At 73.0% G+C, this 17,326-nt stretch carries 14 protein-coding genes; 2 read left to right on the forward strand and 12 right to left on the reverse strand.

Translation table 11 applies throughout. The features are described 5' to 3' along the window. Positions 1-124 precede the first annotated feature (124 nt). Positions 125-1,087: an FAD-dependent oxidoreductase gene (locus AB0912_RS21665; RefSeq protein ID WP_366702109.1), complete on the reverse strand. Its 963-nt coding sequence runs from the start codon at positions 1,085-1,087 to the stop codon at positions 125-127. A gap of 66 nt (positions 1,088-1,153) precedes the next feature. On the opposite strand from AB0912_RS21665, the gene AB0912_RS21670 reads away from it, so the two are divergent. Continuing rightward, positions 1,154-2,173: an oxidoreductase gene (locus AB0912_RS21670; RefSeq protein WP_366702111.1), complete on the forward strand. Its 1,020-nt coding sequence runs from the start codon at positions 1,154-1,156 to the stop codon at positions 2,171-2,173. Positions 2,174-2,602: 429 nt separating this feature from the next. Continuing rightward, on the forward strand, positions 2,603-4,243 hold the full coding sequence (locus AB0912_RS21675; protein ID WP_366702113.1) for an ABC-F family ATP-binding cassette domain-containing protein: 1,641 nt from the start codon (positions 2,603-2,605) through the stop codon (positions 4,241-4,243). Between the two features lie 274 nt (positions 4,244-4,517). Here AB0912_RS21675 and AB0912_RS21680 read toward each other — a convergent pair whose 3' ends face one another. From AB0912_RS21680 to AB0912_RS21730, 11 genes are all read right to left on the reverse strand, one after another. Further along, on the reverse strand, positions 4,518-6,917 hold the full coding sequence (locus tag AB0912_RS21680) for a Tex family protein (protein WP_366702115.1): 2,400 nt from the start codon (positions 6,915-6,917) through the stop codon (positions 4,518-4,520). A 127-nt stretch (positions 6,918-7,044) separates the two neighbouring features. Next, on the reverse strand, positions 7,045-7,176 hold the full coding sequence (locus AB0912_RS21685; protein ID WP_366702117.1) for an LPFR motif small protein: 132 nt from the start codon (positions 7,174-7,176) through the stop codon (positions 7,045-7,047). 76 nt (positions 7,177-7,252) lie between these two features. Beyond that, entirely contained in the window at positions 7,253-8,119 is an 867-nt protein-coding gene (locus tag AB0912_RS21690; protein WP_366702119.1) for a hypothetical protein, read from the reverse strand. A gap of 322 nt (positions 8,120-8,441) precedes the next feature. Further along, entirely contained in the window at positions 8,442-9,740 is a 1,299-nt protein-coding gene (locus AB0912_RS21695; RefSeq protein ID WP_366702121.1) for an Nramp family divalent metal transporter, read from the reverse strand. 50 nt (positions 9,741-9,790) lie between these two features. Beyond that, positions 9,791-11,464 (reverse strand): chaperonin GroEL, encoded by a 1,674-nt coding sequence (gene groL, locus AB0912_RS21700; protein WP_366702123.1) that lies wholly within the window; start codon positions 11,462-11,464, stop codon positions 9,791-9,793. Between the two features lie 302 nt (positions 11,465-11,766). Beyond that, complete coding sequence (locus tag AB0912_RS21705) at positions 11,767-12,792, reverse strand: NAD(P)-dependent alcohol dehydrogenase (RefSeq protein ID WP_366702125.1); 1,026 nt, start codon at positions 12,790-12,792, stop codon at positions 11,767-11,769. Continuing rightward, positions 12,789-13,523: an iron-sulfur cluster assembly protein gene (locus AB0912_RS21710; protein WP_366702151.1), complete on the reverse strand. Its 735-nt coding sequence runs from the start codon at positions 13,521-13,523 to the stop codon at positions 12,789-12,791. The genes AB0912_RS21705 and AB0912_RS21710 overlap by 4 nt, the downstream gene beginning before the upstream one ends. 53 nt (positions 13,524-13,576) lie before the next feature. Next, positions 13,577-14,620 carry an amidohydrolase family protein gene (locus tag AB0912_RS21715; protein WP_366702127.1) on the reverse strand — a complete coding sequence of 348 codons (1,044 nt, stop codon included), beginning with the start codon at positions 14,618-14,620 and terminating at the stop codon, positions 13,577-13,579. 28 nt (positions 14,621-14,648) lie between these two features. Continuing rightward, a complete protein-coding gene (gene mimD / locus AB0912_RS21720) occupies positions 14,649-15,026 on the reverse strand; it encodes a propane 2-monooxygenase effector subunit MimD (RefSeq protein ID WP_366702129.1) in 378 nt (125 codons plus the stop codon). Then, complete coding sequence (locus AB0912_RS21725) at positions 15,023-16,156, reverse strand: aromatic/alkene monooxygenase hydroxylase subunit beta (protein ID WP_366702131.1); 1,134 nt, start codon at positions 16,154-16,156, stop codon at positions 15,023-15,025. The genes mimD and AB0912_RS21725 overlap by 4 nt, the downstream gene beginning before the upstream one ends. 48 nt (positions 16,157-16,204) lie before the next feature. Further along, positions 16,205-17,233 (reverse strand): 2Fe-2S iron-sulfur cluster binding domain-containing protein, encoded by a 1,029-nt coding sequence (locus tag AB0912_RS21730; protein WP_366702133.1) that lies wholly within the window; start codon positions 17,231-17,233, stop codon positions 16,205-16,207. Positions 17,234-17,326: the final 93 nt, after the last annotated feature.

The following is a 17,326-nucleotide window of genomic DNA, read 5'->3' on the forward strand; positions in this document are numbered from 1 at the left end:
TGAACCCGGGCAGACTGAACCCGGGCCGACCGAACCCGGACCGACTGAACCGAGACCGGCCGAATCCTGACGGGCCCCCTGAGGGGCCCTCCCTGAGGGGCCCTCCCTGAAAGAGGTTCCGCCGTCAGCCGGAGGCGGCCACGCCCAGCAGCGTGGCCGCCTCCCGCGCACAGCCCCACGCCACGGTGACCCCGGCGCCGCCATGACCGTAGTTGTGCACCACCACCCGGCCGTCGGGCAGGAGTTCACGCTCCAGGCGGACCGCGTCCCGTACCGGCCGCAGCCCCACCCGGTGGTCCAGCACCCTCGCACCGGCGATCTCCGGGCGCAGCGCCGCGCACCGCGCGACGATCGCCGCCGCCACTTCCGGGTCCGGCTCCCGCGACCAGTCGTCCTCGTCGGTGGTGCCCCCGAGGACCAGCCGGCCAGGCTGCGGGAACACATACGTCGTGGTTCCGGCCGCCGGGTCCGTGGAGACGAGCCACTCGCCGATCCCCGGGTTCTCCACGAGGACGAGCTGCCCGCGCACCGGCCGTACGGCGGGGTCGGGAACGAGCGAACGGGCGCCGAGCCCCGTGCAGTTGACGACCACCGGGGCCCCTACCTCGCCCAGGTCCGTCACCGTCCGCTCCTCGATCCTGCCGCCCGCCCGGCGAAACCGGTCCTGGAGCAGGCGCAGATGCACGGGCATGTCGATCAACGGCAGCCGCGCCCACAGCGCCGTCCCCGGGTACTCGTCCGCCGTCGCCGTCCGCAGCCCCGGCACCCGGGCCGCCCAGTCGCCGAGTTCGTCCAGTCGCGTCTCGCCCATCACCCCCTCGACCACGCGTACGCCCGTCTCCTCGGGCCGCGCCGCCAACTCCTCGTACACGGCGTGGGAGGTGAGCGCCCACGAGCGGGCCAGCGCCTTCGGCTCGATGCGGTACGGCCACCACAGTGCTCCGGCAACCGCCGAGGTGGTCCGCCCGGCGGGCTCCCGCGTCCACACCCGGACCCGGCGTCCGGCCTCGGCCAGCACCACGGCCGTCGTCAGACCGACGACCCCGCTGCCGACCACGATCACATCGTCGTTCCCCGGCTGATCCATGCGGGGACGCTAGCGGAATATGTCATGCCGTGCTCGCGGGGGCCCGCGTCCGGGAATACTCACAGCATGTCTGCCGACTACGCGACCTTCGGCCTGGCACCGGCGATGCGTGCCGGTGGAGTCCTCGCCAACGGTGACTTCCAAGCGCACCGGGACTTCGTCGACTTCGTCGTCGACGGACGCCCCCTGCTGTTCCAGCTCTCCGACCTCGACGCGGTCTCCCCGCTCGCCTCCGACGTCCCGCCCGCCATCTTCACCGCCGAGGTGCGCGGTCTGCTCCTGGAGGCGGACGCCCCGCTCGAAGAGGGCCGGCACGTCATCTACGGCTGTCCGGAGTGCGCCGGCATCGAGTGCGGCGCCGTCACCGCGCTCATCGAGCGGGAGGACGACGACTACGTCTGGCGGGACTTCGCCTGGCAGACGGGGGAGCGGGCCGACCTGGAGCTGAACGGCTACCACGGCATAGGGCCGTTCCGCTTCAAGGGCCCCGAGTACCGCGCCGCCCTGAACTCCCTGCTCGACGCGGACGCGGGCCCCCGCCCCCGCGTCCTGCTGATCGGACCCCGGGTCGCGCTGCTCGCGAAACTCGCCGCCGCGCTGCGCGCCATCGGGATCGGCGCCGACATCGCCCGCGACACCGCCGGGGTCCCGGCCGACGAACTGCGCGTCTACGGAGCGGTGGTGTACGGGCCGTCCGTCACCGCGTCCGAACGGGCCGCCGTACGGGACGCGTTCGACGCGGCGGACATCGCGGTCCCGCACGTCGAGGGGCTCGCGCCCATCGTTCCGCTGCTGGTCGCCCAGGTCGAACACGCCCTGGACCGGGGCCCGCTGGAGCTGCGCCGCCTCACCCGTCTGGTCGCCGCCGACGGCGAGGCCGGGATCGAGGTCACCTCGACCTGCCGGGTCCGGCTGACCGCGTACCGCCTCGACCGCCTCGCCCGCACCCAGGCGCACGAGGTCTTCGACGGCGTCCTGGAAACGGGCCGGCACCGGATCCCGTTGGCGCCCCGGACGGTCAAGGGCGAGTCGTTCGTCGTGGCCCGGACATCGGGAAGCGTACTGGTGGAACCGATGGCCCGCTGAGCCCGGGTGCGCGGCGCGACCCCGGCACGCCGGGGTCCCGGAAACCCCGGGGGCTCGGGACCCCGGCGCCCGGAGGCTCGGAGACCCCGGCACGCGGATGCCCGGGAGCCCGGATGCCCGGGAGCCCGGATGCCCGAGGCCCCGGATGCCGGGAGGCCCTACCAGCCCGGAGGCATGGAGGTCCGGAGGCCTGGAGACCTGGGCCCCAGCACGCCGGGGTCCCCGAGCCCCTAGGCCCCGGAGGCCCCACCAGCCCGGGCCCCAGACGCCCGGGATCTCGGAGGCCCAGATGCCCGGAGGCCCCGATGCCCGGAGGCCCCGGCGGTCACCGGCGCTTTCGGTCCCCGCCGCCCAGGTCGGTGGCCAAGTGGCCGCCCGTCCGGCGGGCGGCGCGCGGGCGGGGGCGTGGCCGTTAAAATCGGCCCCCTGATGACTGCCACCCTCGTCGCCAAGAACCTCACCGCCGGACACGGCGACCGCGCCCTCTTCGCCGGACTCGACCTCGTCGTCGCGCCCCGCGACGTGATCGGGCTCGTCGGCGCCAACGGCGCGGGCAAGTCCACCCTGCTGCGGCTGCTCGCCGGCCTGCTCACCCCCGAAGAGGGCGAGCTGCGGCTCTCCCCGCCGACCGCGACCGTCGGACACCTGCCCCAGGAGCCGGAGCGCCGGGAGGGCGAGACCGTACGCGACTTCCTCGCGCGCCGCACCGGCGTGGACGAGGCCCAGCGCGCGATGGACGAGGCCACCCAGGCCCTCGTCGACGGCGCGCCCGGCGCGGACGACGCCTACGCCAACAGCCTGGAGCGCTGGCTCGACCTCGGCGGCGCCGACCTCGACGAACGCGCGGCCGAGGTCACCGACTCCCTCGGCCTCGCGGTCGGCCTCGACCAGCCGATGACCTCCCTGTCCGGCGGCCAGGCGGCCCGCGCCGGACTCGCCTCCCTGCTCCTGTCCCGTTACGACGTCTTCCTGCTGGACGAGCCGACCAACGACCTCGACCTGGACGGCCTGGAGCGCCTGGAACGCTTCGTCTCCGGACTGCGCGCCGGCACCGTCGTCGTCAGCCACGACCGCGAGTTCCTCACCCGCACCGTCACCAAGGTCCTCGAACTCGACCTGGCCCAGCAGCAGATCACCCTGTACGGCGGCGGCTACGAGGCCTACCTGGAAGAGCGTGACACCGCGCGCCGGCACGCCCGCGAGGACTTCGAGGAGTACGCCGACAAGCGGTCCGCGCTGGAGGGCCGCGCCCAGATGCAGCGCTCCTGGATGGACAAGGGCGTCAAGAACGCCCGGCGCAAGGCGGGCGGCGACAACGACAAGATCGGCCGCAAGTTCCGCAGCGAGGCCAGCGAGAAGCAGGCGTCCAAGGCCCGGCAGACCCAGCGCATGATCGAGCGTCTTGACGTCGTGGAGGAGCCCCGCAAGGAGTGGGAGCTGCGCATGGAGATCGCGGCGGCCCCCCGCTCGGGCGCGGTGGTGGCCACCCTGCGGGACGCCGAGGTGCGGCGCGGCGACTTCACCTTCGGTCCGGCGACCCTCCAGATCGACTGGGCGGACCGGGTCGCCGTGACGGGCGCCAACGGCGCCGGCAAGTCGACCCTGCTGGGCGCCCTGCTCGGCCGGGTCCCGCTGGACGCCGGCCACGCCACCCTCGGCTCCGGCGTGGTCGTCGGCGAGGTCGACCAGGCCCGCAAGCTCTTCCACGGCCCCGAGTCGCTGATGGACGCGTTCGGCGCGGCCGTACCGGACACCGAGCCCGCCGAAGTACGCACCCTGCTGGCCAAGTTCGGGCTCAAGGCCGACCACGTCCTGCGCCCGGCGGCCACCCTCTCCCCGGGCGAGCGCACCCGTTCCGCGCTCGCCCTCCTCCAGGGCCGGGGCGTCAACCTGCTGGTCCTGGACGAGCCGACCAACCACCTCGACCTGCCGGCCATCGAGCAGCTCGAATCGGCCCTCGACTCCTACGAGGGCACGCTGCTGCTGGTCACCCACGACCGCCGCATGCTGGACGCGGTCCGCACGACCCGCCGCCTGGAGGTGGCGGCCGGCAAGGTGACCGAGCGCTGAGCCGCGCGCCGACCGGCCCCCCGGTATCCGGCCCCGCGCCGGTCGGCCTCGCCATCCCGCCCGGACCCGTCCGGCCTCGGGACGCCGGCCGGGCGCGCGGTGGGCGCGGGGTGGTCATACGCCGGAGGGGCGGACGCCGGTCACGGCAGCCGCCCCTCCGCCCGTCTCACCGCAGACGGTCACTCTTGCCGGTACGAGGTGCCCGGGCCCCTGCCCTGAGCCGGGTTCCCGGGCTCTGAGCCGGGTGCCCGGGCTCAGGGGCAGCGGCCCAGTGTCAGCCCCGGCCCCGCTTGGGGTCGGTCAGACCCGCGCGCCGCAGGGCGTCCGCCATCGCGCTGTTGGCGGGCGGCGGAGCCTGCCGGGAGCCGCCCCCGGAGCCGCCGCTTCCGCGACCGCCCCCGCCCTGGCGCTGGCCGCCCTGCCGCTGGCCGCGCTGCTGGGGCGGACGCCCGCCCCGCTGCGGACGGCCGCCGCCCTCGGGCTCCGGTGCCGCCGCCTCGTCGTCCAGCCGCAGCGTCAGCGAGATCCGCTTGCGCGGGATGTCGACGTCCTGGACCTTCACCTTGACGATGTCGCCCGGCTTCACCACGTCCCGCGGGTCCTTGACGAAGGTCCTGGACATCGCCGAGACGTGCACGAGCCCGTCCTGGTGGACACCGACGTCCACGAAGGCACCGAACGCTGCCACGTTCGTCACCACGCCCTCCAGGATCATCCCGGGGGCCAGGTCGGAGATCTTCTCGACGCCCTCCTTGAAGGTGGCCGTCTTGAAGGCGGGCCGCGGGTCGCGCCCGGGCTTCTCCAGCTCCTTGAGGATGTCCGTCACGGTCGGCAGACCGAACGTGTCGTCGACGAAGTCGGCCGGCTTCAGCGAGCGCAGCACGCTCGTGTTGCCGACCAGCGACGCGACCTCGCCGCCCGCCGTCTTCACCATCCGCCGCACCACCGGGTACGCCTCGGGGTGCACGCTGGAGGCGTCCAGCGGATCGTCGCCGCCCCGGATCCGCAGGAAGCCCGCGCACTGCTCGTACGCCTTCGGGCCGAGCCGGGGCACGCTCTTGAGCGCCGTGCGGGAGGTGAAGGGGCCGTTGCTGTCGCGGTGGGCGACGATGTTCTCCGCGAGACCGGACGTGATGCCGGAGACACGGGCCAGCAGCGGGGCGGAGGCGGTGTTCACGTCCACCCCCACGCCGTTCACACAGTCCTCGACCACGGCGTCCAGCGAGCGGGACAGCTTCACCTCGGACAGGTCGTGCTGGTACTGCCCGACGCCGATCGACTTCGGGTCGATCTTCACCAGCTCGGCCAGCGGGTCCTGGAGGCGGCGCGCGATGGACACGGCGCCGCGCAGCGACACGTCCATGTCCGGCAGCTCCGCCGAGGCGAAGGCCGACGCCGAGTACACCGAAGCGCCCGCCTCCGACACCATCACCTTGGTGAGCTTCAGCTCGGGGTGCCTGGTGATCAGCTCACCGGCGAGCTTGTCGGTCTCGCGGGAGGCCGTGCCGTTGCCGATCGCGATCAGCTCGACCGCGTGCTCCTTGGCCAGCCGCGCCAGCTTGGCGATCGCCTCGTCCCACCGGTTGGCCGGCACGTGCGGGTGGATGACGTCGGTGGCGACGACCTTGCCGGTCGCGTCCACGACGGCCACCTTCACGCCCGTACGGAAACCGGGGTCGAGGCCCAGCGTGGCGCGGGTGCCCGCCGGGGCGGCGAGCAGCAGGTCCCGCAGGTTGGCCGCGAAGACGTTCACCGCCTCGTCCTCGGCGGCGGTGCGCAGCCGCAGCCGCACGTCGATGCCGAGGTGCACCAGAATGCGGGTGCGCCAGGCCCAACGGGCGGTTTCCGTCAGCCACTTGTCGCCGGGCCTGCCGCGGTCCGCGATACCGAAGCGCCGGGCGACGATCTGCTCGTACGACGAAGGCCCCTCGGTCGGCTCCTCGGGCTCCAGGACGAGGTCGAGGACCTCCTCCTTCTCGCCGCGCAGCATCGCGAGGACCCGGTGCGAGGGCAGCTCCTTGAACGGCTCCGCGAAGTCGAAGTAGTCGGCGAACTTGGCGCCCGCCTCCTCCTTGCCCTCCCGCACCCGGGCGGCCAGCCGGCCGCGCGTCCACATGCGCTCGCGCAGCTCGCCGATGAGGTCCGCGTCCTCCGAGAACCGCTCGGTGAGGATCGACCGGGCGCCGTCCAGCGCGGCCTGCGCGTCGGCGACCCCCTTGCCGGCGTCGACGAAGGCCGCGGCGGCGGCGAGCGGATCGACCGAGGGGTCGCCGAGCAGGCCGTCGGCGAGCGGTTCGAGGCCCGCCTCGCGCGCGATCTGCGCCTTGGTGCGCCGCTTCGGCTTGAACGGCAGATAGATGTCCTCCAGGCGCGCCTTCGTCTCGGCGCCCCTGATCTGCGCCTCCACCTCGGCGGTGAGCTTGCCCTGCTCGCGCACCGAGTCGAGGATCGCGGTGCGCCGCTCCTCCAGCTCCCGCAGATAGCGCAGCCGCTCCTCGAGCGTGCGCAACTGCGCGTCGTCGAGCATCTCGGTCGCTTCCTTGCGGTAGCGGGCGATGAAGGGCACGGTCGAGCCGCCGTCGAGCAAGTCGACGGCGGCCTTGACCTGCCGCTCCCGTACGCCGAGCTCCTCGGCGATCCTGCTTTCGATGGACCCTACGAGGGGTGTCGTCACGATCCCGTACCGCCTTCTCCACTGGGGTTGCGCGGCAATTGTGGCAGGTGACACCGACAACGGGGGATCAGGGCGGCACTCGGAGCGGCCGCGCGCCGCGGGGCGGGCCCGGGGGCGGCGCCGGCCCTCACGCCTTGCGGGTGCGCGCGGAACCGGAGGCCCCGCCGAACAGCCGGGCCAGGGCCCGGAAGGGCAGGGTGACGACGGTGGCGATGGCCCCGCCGATCTGACGCAGGACGTCCGCGATGGCTCGCAGCATGTCTTTCTCCCCTTTCGTCTCCCGGCACGGAACGCCGGGCGTCCCGGCGTGGAACACCGGGCGACGTACGGGTACCTCACTCCTTGCCGATCATGCCCTCCGGGAAGGCCCCGTTGGCGAACGCCGTCATCAGCAGGCCCTTGCCGATCTCGGTGAGCCGCTCCACGCCGGCCGCCCCCAGGTGCTCGTAGGGAGCGCGGTCGAGACGGTCCGTACGGGCCTCGATGTCCTGCCGCAGCGCCACGCCCGCCTCGGTCAACTCGCCCTCGGTGTCGAGCAGTCCGCGCTCGCGGAGCCGTCCGGACGCCGCTTCCCAGTCCCGCCGGGACCAGCCGCGGGTGCCCAGTGCCCACTTGGGGGCCATGCCCCTGCCGGTCGCGGTGTGGCTCACCAGGGCCTCGACCGGGTCCAGTTCGGCGTCGAGCAGGGCGGCGAGATGACCGTCCCCGCGGTGCTCGCGCAGCAGGGTGGCCGCGTGCCAGAGGGCCAGATGCGGCGCCTCGGGCACCGGGAGGTCCGCGTGGGCGGCGTACAGCGGCCGGGCCGTCGCGTCGCAGGCCTCGGCCGCCCGCAGCGCGAGCCGCGCGGCCTCCGCCACCTCGTCCGAGGCGATCAGCTCCGCGCCGAGCAGTCGCCGCAGCGTCGCGTCCACGGCCCGCAGCCGGGCCGCGAGGACGGTCTCCGGGGAGGCCTTGTCCCACACGCCGGGCACATGCTCGGCCACCAGCCCGTGGCGGAAGTTGTAGAACGTCGCCGTCACCGTCCCGGCGCCGACCGCGCCCATCGCGGCGGCCCGCGCGGCGAAGTACGCGGCCCGCTCGTCCGCGATACCGACCGCGGCCAGCTCCCGTCCCAGATCGGGCGAGAAGTAGTGCGCCGAGTGCAGCGAGTTCAGAACGTTGTGGCAGCGCCGCCCGGCGCGCTCCGGCAGTGGAGTGGTCATACCCCGCACATTACCGACTGGTCGGTACGCCGTGAACCGGTCGTCGGCGCGGTTCGGCGCGGTTCGGCGTGGTGTGGACTTCGACACGCCGGCCGCGAGGGGTTCAGCGCGGGGCCGTCTCCGCCGTCTCCGCCTCTCCGCCTCGCCGGCACCCGGCACCCGGCACCCGGCACCCGGCACCCGGCACCCGGCGCCCGGCACCCGGTGTGGGTGCCGGACGTCGTCGCCTCGACCCCGGAGACCGGCGACCTGGACGGGGTGAGCCGTCGACCGGCGGCGTGACCGGCGGCACGACCGGGAGCGGGTGGGCGTACGGGTTCGCTCAGCCGGTCAGGAGGCTCACCACCAGCGCCCCGTTGAGCGCGAGCACCACCGCGCTCACCGTCCACGCGCACAGGGTCGTCGCCCGCCGGTTCACCCAGGGACCCATGACGCTCCGGTCCCGGGTGAGCAGGACCAGCGGGAACAGGGCGAAGGGGATGCCGAAGGAGAGCGCGACCTGGCTCAGCACGAGCGCACCGGTCGGGCTGATCCCGCTCGCGAGCACGGCGAGGGCGGGCACGACCGTCAGTGTGCGGCGCAGCGCCAGCGGGATGCGGCGGCGCAGGAAACCGTCCATGACGACCTGCCCCGCGTACATGCCCACGCTCGTCCCGGCGAGCCCGGACACCAGCAGGGCCAGCCCGAACGAGGCCGCCGCGAGCGGGCCGGCCAGTCCCGCGTACGCGGAGTGCGCGGCTTCGAGCGAGCCGGCGGCGGCCGGGGCCCCGGGGTGGAAGAGGGTTGCCGCCGAGAGCAGCAGCGCCGCGTTCACCGCGCCGGCGAGGCCCATCGCGAGCGCGACGTCCACCCGGGTGTGCCACAGCAGCCGGCCGCGCGAGGCCGTGGCCCGCTCCGCGCCCCCGCCGGGCGGCCCGGCACCGCGACGGCCGCTGGTGAGCGCCGAGTGCAGATAGACGACGTGCGGCATGACGGTCGCGCCGACGATCCCGCCCGCCAGCACCAGGCTGTCCGTGCCGGGCACAGCGCGGGGCACGAGGCCCCGCCCCGCGCTCTCCCACAGTCCGGGGGTGCCCAGCGCCTGGCCGAGGAACGTGCCCAGCAGCAGGGCGAGCGCGAGCGCCATGAACACCTCGAAGCGGCGGCGGCCTCCCGCGCCCATCGGCATGATGAGCAGCGAGACCGTTCCGATGACGAGCCCGCCGAGCGGCAGCGGCAGGCCGAAGAGGATGTGCAGGGCGACGGCGCCGCCCACCACCTCCGCGAGATCCGTCATCACGACGACCACCTCGGCCTGCGCCCACAGCCCGTACACGACGGGCCCGGGATAGCGCTCGCGGCACAGTTGGGGCAGCGAGCGGCCCGTCGCCAGGCCGAGTTTCGCGGAGAGGTACTGGAGCAGCATGGCGACGAGGTTCGCCGCGATCACCACCCACAGCAGCAGCGGTCCGTACTCCGTGCCGGCCTGTACGTTCGTCGCGAAGTTGCCCGGGTCGACGTAGGCGACGGCGGCGACGAACGCGGGGCCGAGCAGTGCGGCGGAGAAACCGCGGCGTTGCCGCCGGAAGGGGGCGGAACCCTGCCGGGACGTCGGGGCGGTGCCCGTAGGCCTGTCGGTCACCGCCGAGGGTGCCTTCCCCTCTTCGGCGGGCATCACCGTCCGCCGCCCGCTCAGGGGATGTTGGAGGGTCGGGCGAGTCCCTCGGCCAGGTCGCCGATCTCCGGGGAGTGGATGGCGCCCGGGTTGCCCGTGACCTCCTCGACGACCAGGGTCTCGGTGGTCAGCAGCAGCGCGGCGATCGAGGCGGCGCTCTCCAGGGCGCAGCGGGTCACCATGAGCGGGTCGATGACTCCGCGCAGGTGCAGGTCGGCGTAGTCGCCGCGCAGCGCGTCGAGGCCCGAGCCGACCGGCAGCGAGGCCACCTTCCGCTCCGCCTCGTCGGGGTCGAGCCCGGCGTTGATGGCGATCCAGCGCAGCGGTTCGGCGAGGGCCCGGGCGACCAGTGCCCGCCCGGTGGCGGTGTCAGCGGCGGTGGTCCCGGCGTCCCCCTCGGCGTTCTCCAGGGCGAGGACGTCGGCGCGGGCGTGCAGCAGGGCCGCCCCGCCGCCGGCCACGATCCCCTCCTCGGCGGCGGCGCGGGTGGCCGCGAGGGAGTCCTCCAACCGCATCTGCTTCTCCTTGAGTTCGACGCCGCTGGCGGCGCCGACCCGGATGACGGCGACTCCGCCGGAGAGCTTCGCGATGCGTTCGGCGAGCTTGTCCTGGTCGTGCTCGTTGACGGCGCGTTCGCGTTCGGTCTTGAGGTTCTCGATGCGCTCCAGGACCTGCTGCTCGCTGCCCGCGCCGCCCAGCACGGTCGTCCCGCGCTCCGTCGTGATGACCTTGTCGGCGCGGCCGAGGTCTTCCAGGCGGACGCCTTCGAGGCTGCGTCCGGCGGTGGTGGTGACGACCCGGCCGCCGGTGAGCGCCGCGAGGTCCTCCAGCTCGGCGATACGCCGGAAGCCGAAGCCGGGGGCGCGGACGGCCAGCGAACGGAAGGTGCCGTGGGCGGCGTTGGTGACGAGCATGCCGAGCGCGGGGCCCTCCACGTTCTCGGCGACGACCACGAGCGGCGAGCCGGTGCGCATGACGAGTTCGAGGACCGGCATCAGCTCCTGCACCTTGGTGATCTTCGTGTCGCAGAGCAGGAGGTAGGGGTTCTCCAGGACGGCTTCCATGCGGGACTGGTCGGTGACCATGTAGGGGGATATCCAGCCGGAGTCGAACTCCAGGCCCTCCGCGTACTCGACGCTCAGCCCGATGGCCGAGGACTCCTCGACGGTGACCACGCCGGTGCGGCCCACCCGGGCCACGGCCTGGGCGATGGCCTCGCCGATCGCCGGGTCGTTGTTGGCCGACAGGGCGGCCACGCGCACGAGTTCGGCATCGGAGACGACCGGCCGGGACTGTGCCACGAGGGAGGCGACGGCGCGTTCGACGGCGGCCTCGATGCCGTTCTTGAGCAGTACGGGGTTGGCGCCGGCGCTCACCGCGCGCAGCCCTTCGCGGATGAGGGCCTGGGCGAGCACCGTGGCGGTCGTGGTGCCGTCCCCGACCTCGCCGTTGGTACGGGTCGCGACCTCCTTGACGAGCTGGGCCCCGAGATTGGCGAAGGGGTCCCGCAACTGGATCTCGCGGGCGATGGTGACGCCGTCGTTGGTGATGGTGGGCGGTCCGGTCAGCTTCTCCAGGACAGCGTTGCGGCCCTTGGGCCCGAGGGTCACGCGCACGGCGTTCGCGAGCGCGTTCACCCCGCTCTCCAGCAGTGCGCGCGCCTCGGCGTTGAAGCGCAGGTCCTTCGCCATGGATACGGGTCCCTTCACACGGTACGTACGGACAGCGGGTCCGGAAGCGGGGTCGGGAGGACGGGGAAGACGGGGAAGAAGGGGAAGACGGGGAGGACGCCCAAGATGCCTCGGGGTGGCCCGGGGGTGCCCGGGATTGCCCGGGGCTGGCCGGGTTGCGCGGCTTGCCTGGGGGAGAGGGGGCGGTGGCGGCGGCCGGTGCGGTGTCTCCGTGATGCGCCGGCCGGGACCGGGCCTTCGTGGCGGGCCCGGCACCGGCCCACGGAGGGACCGCCGCCACCTGTCCCCGGGGGGCACGTGCGCTACGGCACGAGCACCGCTCGCCCCCTCACGCGGCCCTGGCCGAGGTCGTCCAGGGCCCGGTCGAAGGCGTCCAGCGGATAGGTCACGGTGTGCAGGCTCACCAGCCCGCGCGCGGCCAGCTCCATCAGTTCGACCAGGTCGGTGTAGCTGCCGACGAGGTTGCCGATGAAGTTGATCTCCGTGGAGATGATGTCGATCGTGGGGACCTGGAGGGTGCCGCCATAGCCGATGACGTGGTAGTCCCCGGCCCGGCGCAGCATCCGCACCCCGTCCTCCAGCGCCCCGCCCTCGCCCACGAAGTCGAGCAGCACCTCGGCGCCCTGACCGCCGGTGAGGTCGAGGACGTGCTCGACCTGACTGCCGTCGGCGAGCACCGTGTGGTGGGCGCCGAGGGTCTCGGCGAGTTTGAGCGCCTCGGCCGAGCGGTCCACGACGATCAGTTCGGCGGGGCTCAGCGCCCGCAGCGCCTGGACGCCGATGTGCCCGAGCCCGCCCGCGCCGATCAGCACACAGCGGTCGCCCGGTGCGAGCCTGCGCGCCGCCTTCTTCACCGCGTGGTAGGCGGTGAGCCCGGCGTCCGCGAGGGCGGCGACCCGCGCCGGGGCGAGCGCCGGGTCGAGCTTGACGACCGAACGCACGTGGGTGAGCAGGTAGTCGGCGAAGCCGCCGTCCGTGTCGATGCCCGGGAAGGCGCTGTCGGCGCAGTGCACGTCGTCGCCGCGCCGGCAGGCCGCGCACAGCCCGCAGGTCGCGAGCGGGTGCAGGATCACCGGGTCGCCGATCTCCAGCCCGGTCACCGCGCTGCCCACGGCGTGTACCCAGCCGGCGTTCTCGTGCCCCTGGACGTAGGGCAGCCGTACGTCCGTCTTGGGCTGCCACTGGCCCTCGATGATGTGCAGGTCGGTCCGGCACACTCCGGCCCCGCCGATCCTGACGACCACGTCCAGCGGGCCCCTGACCCGCGGCTCGGGTATCTCGTCCAGGCGCGGGACGCTGTCGTAGGCGTGCAGTCGTACCGCTCTCACGCGCGTTCACCTCCCGTGGCGGGTGACCCCGGGGCCGCCTCCGGCACGCCGGCCGGCTCCTCGCCGTCGTACCGCGTGTGCAGCAGCCCCTCGCAGATCTCGGTGTTGGCCTCGATGCCGACTCCGGCGGTCCGGCCCCGGCGCAGGTGCTCCTCCAGGCCCCCGGCGGGGACGCGGTGCCCGTGGTCGTCGGTGAACAGGGCGCTGTCCGGCTCGGCGGGCAGGCCGAGCGCGGTACGGCGCCTGCGCAGCGTCACGGTGAGGCGTTCGGGCAGGTCGCCGAGGGTGGCGTCGGACAACTGCTGGAAGGTCCAGCCGCGTTCGAGGAGCCGGCGGCCCAGGCGCGACTGGACCGCGAGGTGGCCCTTGCGCAGGAACACGGCACGCAGTTCCTCCAGCCGCCCGGTGTCGGCGAGTCGGGGGAACGCCTCCTCGAAGCCCTGGCCCCGGGCGGCACCGTGGTTGATCTCCTCGGCGGCGAAGTGGTCCTCCAGCACGACCGTGCGGTCCCCGCCCCAGGGCAGCGCGGCCAGCACCCGGCGGGCGTCCTCGACCATGAGCCAGGCGAAGTTCGGCGCGCAGAAGTACGTGGGCAGCCGCAGCCGGACCTCGACCGCGCCGCCCGCGCCGATGCTCACCGCCTTCACGAACCCCAACTCGGTGATGGGACGGTCAAGTTCGGGGTCGAGCACGGCGTTCAGGGCGGTGTTGACGGCGGTGGCCCGCTCCACCGCCCGCGACACCGCGGCGGGAGCCGGTCCCGGATGCGCGGCGGGCGGGGCGCTCACGCGGCCACCGACCCGCGGTTCGGCGCGACCGACGCGCCGTCCCGGGGCGGGTCCAGGGGCAGCCGCGCGGTCTCGGGCACCTTCAGGTCGTACAGCCGGGCGTGGTTGAGCCCGAGGATCTTGCGCTTGGCGTCGGTGCCGATGACGCCGTACTCACCCCGCATGTCCTCGGGGATCTGGAAGTCGACGAACTTCTCGATGAGCCACTTCGGGGACCAGATCGCGTAGTCGCTGCCGAACACGATGCGGTCCTCGTCCAGCCAGTACAGCAACTCGCCCATGACGCGGGCGAAGTAGCGGGGCCGGGTGTGGATGAGCGGCAGGACGACGGACAGGCCGGCGTACACGTTCGGCTCCTGGGTGCCGATCCAGCAGAAGTCGTCCAGGCGCGGCAGTCCGGCGTGCTCCACGATGAAGTTCAGCTCGGGGAAGGCGGTCGCGGCCTCGTCCACGTCGGCGACGTCGAAGGCGTCCCGGTTCAGCGGCCAGATGGTGGGGCCCTTGTGGACGTGGATGTTGCGGATGCCGAGCCGGGAGCACAGCGCGAGGTAGTCGTGGGCGCCCGGGTCGGAGAGCTTCCAGCCCTTGGAGTCGCCGCGCCACTCGGCGGTGTAGAGCTTGACGCCGCGCAGGTTCCAGTCGGCGTGCAGCTGTTCGAGGCGCGCGAGCCCGGCCTCTCCCTCCCGCGGGTCGAAGGCGCCGTTGACGATGAGGCGTTCGGGGTGCCGGCGGGCCAGGGCGCCGTTGCGCTCGGTCGTGTTGAAGCCCTCGCGGTAGAACTCGGAGAGGTAGGTGGGCTGGAAGATCGCCCAGTCCACGTACCCGGTGTCGAAGATGTCGTGGAGCAGGTCCTGCTCGCCGTACTTGCGGAACTTCTCCAGCGGCCAGACCCATTCGGCGGGGCTGAGGTTCTTCTGGTAGTCGTAGAAGCAGCGGATGAAGCCCTCGCCGTACTTGTTGGCGATGTTCTCCTCGCTCGCGTCCCAGTAGTGGATGTGCCCGTCGACGATGAAGTAGTCGACGCCGTCCTTGTGGTACATGGCTGGGTCTCCTCGGTCTGGCGTGCCGCTAGTCGACGGGGGTGAGGTCGAAGTCGATGTACTCGGCGGCGTCCTCGGGGTTGGCGAAGAGCACGGTGCGGTCGTCGAGGTGGACCATGCGGCCGTAGTGGGTCGACATGATCTCCTCGAAGTCGGAGACGTCGAACTCGAAGCCGAGCGCCTCGGAGATCTCCTCGAACTCGAAGGTCAGCACCCGCTCGCCGTCGACGCGGATCATCGAGGTGTAGTCGGTGACCTCGACCCCGTCTTTGTGCCGCATGACCTCGGCGACGACGTGGCCGTTCTGGTTGTTCATGAGCGTCACCCCGCACCGGTTGGACGAGGTGCGGTCGACGGCGAAGGCGGGGTTGGCCGGGGACGGGCCCGGCTGGGGCTGAGTGCTCACCGTTCACTCCCTGGGGTGGTGGTGGTCGTGGCCGGGTCCTGGCCGTCGGCCCCGGCGAGCCCGAGGCTCTGAGCGAGCCGGGCGTAGCGGTCCTTGGCGCGCTCCAGGCTGTCCTCGAAGCGGATCACCTTCTCCTCGGCGCGGGACCACAGCGGCTGGAGCCGGCGGGCGGCGTCCAGGACGCGCGGCAGCCACTGCCCCGCCCAGGCCGCCAGCACCTCGCGGTTGCCCTCGCCGTGCTCCGCGTCGCGCACCAGCGGCTCGAACAGCGCCCGGGTCCAGCGCAGGTCCCGGTCGTAGTCGGCCTCGCCCGCGCCCATCACCGTCGGTGTCGTGAAGTCGCCGTTGCGGGCGGCGACCTGCATCACGAGGTGTGAGCGGAACAGCTCGCCGACGAGCGGTTCGAACACGAGGTTCGTGGCGAACAGGGCCTCGCCCCAGTCGGTCACGGCGGTGAGCCGCTCGACGGTCTCGCGCACGCCCTGCCAGACCGGGTCGGACTGCCAGGCCTCCTTGTGCGCGGCGCCGTCGAAGGTGGACAACTGCTCCTCGATGTCGAGGTTGTAGAGCGCGAGGTCCTGCGCGAAGCGCAGTTTGTGGGTGCCGTTGACGGCCAGCGCGTTGTTGATCATGTTGGTGGGCGCGGAGCGCTGCACGGCGACGAACACATGCATGCCCAGGCCCTGTTCGGCGTGCATCCAGGCGCCGATGTCCCGCTCGACGAAGCGCGTCCAGGCCGGGGTCCAGCGCGCGTACGCCTCGGCCTTGCGGGCGTTGGCCAGGTTCTGCTGGATCTGCCGCACGACGTTGGCGTTGTTGCGGTAGATCGTCTGCTCCCACTCCTCGTTGGGGTCGCGGAAGCGGTGCCAGTCGGCGGCCCGCAGCGCCGTCCAGTTCTGCGGGTAGCCGCCCTGGCCGTCGGCGAAGCCGTAGATCCAGCCCTGCAGCAGATGCCGCTCGGGGTCGGGCTGCACGTCGTAGGTGACGTCCTCGTACATGGAGGCGCGCATTTTCTGCGGCGTGTAGTAGGTGAAGGTGCGGCTGGTGGAGCTGGGGAAGGTCAGGGCGCCGGCCTCGGCGTCGGTGAACTCGGGTTTCGGGAAACTCCTCGCTGCGGTCTTCTCGCTCATGCGGTGCGGCTCCTCCGGTAGAGGGAGTACGGGGGATGGTTTGCTCGGTCAGGCGGTCGCCGAGGTCGTGAAGCGGTCCAGGAAGATCCGTTCCTCGGGCAGGCCCTTCGCGGTGAGGGTGGCGAGGGCCGCGTCACACATGCCGGGCGGCCCGCACAAGTAGGCGTCGGTGCCGCCGAGTTCGCCCTCGCCCCGGTCGAGTACGTCGGTGATCAGACCGCTCTCGTACGGCGTTCCGCTCTCCTCGGAGAGCGCGGCCACGAACGCGAAGTCCGGCAGCCGCGAACCGAGTTCGGCGATCTCTTCGAGGAGGAAGAGATCGGCGCGCGTGCGGGCTCCGTAGTAGAAGCGGGTGCGGCGGTTCGAACCCTGGCCGGCCAGGGTCCGCAACTGGGCCAGCACGGGCGCCATTCCGGCGCCGCCGGCGAGCAGCAGCAGGTCGCGCTCGGGCGCGTCCCGCAGGACGCAGCTCCCGTAGGGGCCCTTGAGGTCGATCGCGTCGCCGGGGCGCAGTGCGCCCGGCGCCCCCGGTTCGAGCAGCCCCGAGAAGAGGCCGCCCGGATAGCGCTTGACGAGGAACTCCAGGTGGGTGTCGGTGGGCAGTCCGGCCATGGAGAAGGACCGCCACCGCTCGGTTCCCGGTACCCGGATGTCGCAGTACTGGCCGGTGCGGAAGGGGAGTTCGGTGTCGGGTTCGACGAGCAGCCGGCTCATGTCGCGGGTCAGTTCCTCGACGGCCGCGACGCGGCCCGTGACCCGGCGCGGCGGAATCCCGCTGAGCAGCATCTCCTCGTCGTAGTTGATGAGTTCGACGGTGAGGTCGCCGTAGGCGTGCGCCCGGCACAGCAGGACGTAGCCCTCCTCGCTCTCGTAGTCGGCGAGCGCGAAGGTCGAGTAGCGCTCCATCTGCTGGTCGCCGTCGATCAGGAAGGACTTGCAGGAGGAGCACTGCCCCTCCTTGCAGCCGTGCATGAGGTTGACGCCCTGCCGGAAGGCCGCGTCGAGAACGGTCTCCTCCTCGTCGGCCTCGATCTCGACGCCGACCGGTTCGAATCGGATGCGGTGCTTGTCGCCCACGTCGGCTCCTGGGATGCGGGATGCGGGAGGCCGGGGGCCGGGCGCGTGACGCGGCACGGGCACGGCCCCCGGGCACAACGGTCGGGTCTGGCG

Source organism: Streptomyces sp. NPDC007084 (assembly GCF_040703595.1).
Lineage (GTDB): Bacteria > Actinomycetota > Actinomycetes > Streptomycetales > Streptomycetaceae > Streptomyces.

Coding starts and splice junctions, on each gene's coding strand:
- AB0912_RS21665 (WP_366702109.1), bottom strand. CDS start 1,087: ATGGATCAGCCGGGGAACGACGATGTGATCGTGGTCGGCAGCGGGGTC.
- AB0912_RS21670 (WP_366702111.1), top strand. CDS start 1,154: ATGTCTGCCGACTACGCGACCTTCGGCCTGGCACCGGCGATGCGTGCC.
- AB0912_RS21675 (WP_366702113.1), top strand. CDS start 2,603: ATGACTGCCACCCTCGTCGCCAAGAACCTCACCGCCGGACACGGCGAC.
- AB0912_RS21685 (WP_366702117.1), bottom strand. CDS start 7,176: ATGCTGCGAGCCATCGCGGACGTCCTGCGTCAGATCGGCGGGGCCATC.
- AB0912_RS21690 (WP_366702119.1), bottom strand. CDS start 8,119: ATGACCACTCCACTGCCGGAGCGCGCCGGGCGGCGCTGCCACAACGTT.
- groL (WP_366702123.1), bottom strand. CDS start 11,464: ATGGCGAAGGACCTGCGCTTCAACGCCGAGGCGCGCGCACTGCTGGAG.
- AB0912_RS21715 (WP_366702127.1), bottom strand. CDS start 14,620: ATGTACCACAAGGACGGCGTCGACTACTTCATCGTCGACGGGCACATC.
- AB0912_RS21725 (WP_366702131.1), bottom strand. CDS start 16,156: ATGAGCGAGAAGACCGCAGCGAGGAGTTTCCCGAAACCCGAGTTCACC.